This is a genomic window from Microcystis sp. M53603_WE2 (assembly GCF_030065435.1).
Genome location: NZ_JASJFF010001096.1, coordinates 1 through 3,274, shown reverse-complemented (window position 1 = coordinate 3,274; position 3,274 = coordinate 1). Strand labels below are relative to the sequence as shown.

Here is a 3,274-nt window from a genome sequence, read left to right as displayed (position 1 = left end):
TTTTCAGGGAAAAAATCCCTAAATTTTACCCCCGATCCCTCCAATGGTCGGCACTTTTTGAGGTCAAAAAAGTCTAAAAGCCTTATCCAACAAGGTTTTTAGATTTATTCAGCAAGCTCTATCTAAGTAAGTAGGTGTTGAAAATTGTCAGATACCCCCCTTATTAAGGGGGGATTAAGGGGGGATCAATTAATCAGAACCACTTACTTAGCTAACGGCTGACGGCCTACTACTAATTAACGCTGAATTTGGTCAAAAATCGCCCCATCAGCGAAGAATTTTTTCTGGATCGCATCCCAACTACCAACCGCCGTATAGGGGAACAGATTCGACACTTTTGGATATTGTTTACTAAACTCTTTAGCCACATTAGCATTAACGGGACGGAAACCCACCTTGGCGAATTCCCGCTGCGCTTCCGGAGTAAAGAGAAATTGGGCAAAAGCTGTCGCTACTTCCCGGGTTTTGCGTTTATCGACTATTTTATCCACTACGGCCACGGGCGGATCGATCGAAACATTGACTGGAGGAATAGTATAGGAAAAACCGGTTTCTCCTTTTTGACGGGCCAGAATCACTTCGTTTTCGTAGTTAAGCAGCACATCCCCCTGATCCTGTTTAAAGAAGACATCGCTGGCTTCCCGGGCATCTTTGGGTAGTACAGGCACGTTTTTATAGACATTGCGGACGAAATTGGTCGCTTGTGCTTCATTGCCGCCGGTCCGAGTTACCGATCCCCACAGGGCCAGAAAATTCCACCGGGCCACCCCAGAGGTTTTCGGGTTGGCAGTGATGACTTTAATCCCCGATTTGGCTAGATCTGGCCAGTTGCGGATTCCTTTGGGATTGCCCTGACGAGTAACTAAGGCTACCACGGAACGAGTGGCGATGGCGTTATTGGGGAGTTCTTTCTGCCAACCGGGGTTAACTAAACCCGCTTTTTGCAAGCGTTCCACATCGGAACCGATGGCCAAATTTACCACATCTGCATCTAATCCGTCGATAACAGCGCGGGTTTGGGAACCAGAGCCGCCATAACTCTGTTTAATCACTACATCCTGTTTTTTCTCTCTTTTCCATTTGTTGACGAATAGAGGGATGATTTTCGAGTAGGCCGATTGAGTCACCGCGTAGGAAACCAGGGTGATTTCCACGGTTTGTTGTTTAGCTTGCTCTTTATCCGCAGCTGCCAGCAGCTTACTCGATGCTGATAGGGGACTAAAAGTTAGTCCGATTCCCGTTGTGACGACGGCAGCCGTAGCTAGAGAAATAAAAGGTAAGAGGGTTTTCGGTTTTGGGGATCTAGGATCAGGGATCACGATGTCATCGGCTCCTTTGTTTATTTATGGGAGATTGCTAGGTATTTTCTCTGAGATTGTATTTTATATGAAATAAAAAACAATTTCAATACATCGAAGAAAAAATTATACTGTTTGGGTTAGATGCAAAGAAATCAAGCCATTAATGGCTTGATTAGCTGAAAAAACTGGAAATATTCGATTTATACGGCTTAAATGTGCCTTTAAATTTGCCTGAAGCCTCTTTATGCTTGCAGAATAGAGATTTTATCGTTTTTATGGAGAGGAAAGAATTTTTTAGCGATCAAAAACCTCTCCCTAGGTGGGTTCACTGGTGAAGTTAGCGGACTTTAGCAACTATTACCCTAAAATTGAAGCGGTCTAACGACTTCCATCAATGTGCATGGTGCGTTCCCCAAAATCTATTGGTGGAGCAGTAGGACTTGCATTATCGCACTGAGACAGTCCAGTAGGGTGTGTTAGCGTCAGCGTAACGCACGGATTTTGAACATTAGATAAGGTGCGTTACATTTCATTAACGCACCCTACCAGATCGGCGTACTGCTATGCAGTGCCTTCGGCATCGCACTTAGACTGACAGCTTCAATCAATGTGCATGGTGCGTTCTCAAAAATCCTGCATTAGGGAACGCACCCTACAGCGATTGCGATCTATTCAGAAACTTGCCGCATAACGGCTAAGTTATGCCGTGCATCTCACCGATAAGACTGCGATCGCCTTAATTTTCAAGCGTAGCCGACAATATCATGGAATGAATAACCGACCAACCCCCTTGTAATTATCAAGATCTACAGCAATTTCGATCAGTCGTTCAGCGCAGCGCTCTCTATACTCAGCTTCACTCAAACGATCGAGATTTCCCATCGTCAACACTGGAAACGAGTTCTCTGTGTTCTCTTCTCGCATAACCTGCTCAAGGGAATCATCACCCTTCATATTTCGGTTAGCAGTAAGAATCATCATCTCCTGTTCTTGAGCATAGCGCCAGACTACGCGATCGCTACTTTCCATCGACAATCCAACCTCTCTAAAGGTGACAAATTGGACAGACTGAAACTCAAGCCAACCACGTTTTGCCAATATACCAAGAAAAATCAGCGCATAACCGTCGAGGTTGTAGTCAACTAAGAAAGTCATTGTTTTTGTGCGGCACGTCTCGCTCTCTGCTCCTCAAGCTTTGCCCAAAACGCTTCTTGCCCTGGTTTATGTGGCATTGCTGCAATTCGAGCAAAGCGTTCGCGGTTACGATCTTCCCAGTACTGACGAATTTCTTCTCTATTTTGAAGAACCTCTTGATATTCAACCTCGACCTGAGCTTGGTTTGCCGTAATGTAGGACAAAGCTGCGTCAATTTGCGCGTCCGTGAGGTTAAATGTGTCGCGAATCAGTTTAGCAGGATAATCAGCTTTTAGGAGATCGATCACATCATAGAGGCTAGTGCGTGTGCCAGCAATCGTTAGCCCACGCTCTGTACGGATAATTTTCGCTTGTTGGTTTGCCGTCCAGGTCATTCCCTTAGCTCCTTAGAATCCACTTAATGGTCAATGGTTTCACCAGACAAATATTGGTCAATTTTTTCTGACCAATCAGGTTCACCGTTCATTATAGTCCGCCCCTTGCGCGACCAGATCGGCGTACTGCTAGGCAGTGCCTTCGTCATCCCACTTAGACTCACAGCTTCAATCAATGTGCAGGGTGCGTTCCCCAAAATCTATTGGTGGAGCAGTAGGACTTGCATTAAGGAACGCACCCTACAGCGATAGCGTACTGCTATGCAGTGCCTTCGGCATCGCACTGAAACAATCCAGTAGGGTGTGTTAGCGTCAGCGTAACGCACGAATTTTGAACATTAGATCCCACATTCCGCACCCTAAGTGTCACAACGTCTCAAAAGAGGAAGATGCCTGAGTCAAAATACTTATCTAGAGGAGTGAGTTGGCGGCAAGCTGCCGGCA

The 3,274-nt window shown here is 45.8% G+C and carries 3 protein-coding genes; all 3 read right to left on the bottom strand.

Going from position 1 to position 3,274, the window contains the following annotated elements; translation table 11 throughout:
* Positions 1-236 precede the first annotated feature (236 nt).
* The 3 genes from PX481_RS23150 to PX481_RS23140 all read right to left on the bottom strand — a co-directional run bounded on the left by PX481_RS23150 (position 237) and on the right by PX481_RS23140 (position 2,830).
* A complete protein-coding gene (locus PX481_RS23150) occupies positions 237-1,319 on the bottom strand; it encodes a sulfate ABC transporter substrate-binding protein (protein ID WP_002762695.1) in 1,083 nt (360 codons plus the stop codon).
* Between the two features lie 744 nt (positions 1,320-2,063).
* On the bottom strand, positions 2,064-2,456 hold the full coding sequence (locus PX481_RS23145) for a DUF5615 family PIN-like protein (protein ID WP_002762696.1): 393 nt from the start codon (positions 2,454-2,456) through the stop codon (positions 2,064-2,066).
* Positions 2,453-2,830, bottom strand: a complete 378-nt coding sequence (locus PX481_RS23140) for a DUF433 domain-containing protein (protein WP_002762697.1) — start codon at positions 2,828-2,830, stop codon at positions 2,453-2,455. Before PX481_RS23140 ends, PX481_RS23145 begins: the two co-directional genes overlap by 4 nt.
* Positions 2,831-3,274 lie beyond the last annotated feature (444 nt).

Bases quoted from the DNA above. Each gene is read 5' to 3' on its own strand.
- PX481_RS23145 (WP_002762696.1), bottom strand. From the start codon at position 2,456: ATGACTTTCTTAGTTGACTACAACCTCGACGGTTATGCGCTGATTTTT.
- PX481_RS23140 (WP_002762697.1), bottom strand. From the start codon at position 2,830: ATGACCTGGACGGCAAACCAACAAGCGAAAATTATCCGTACAGAGCGT.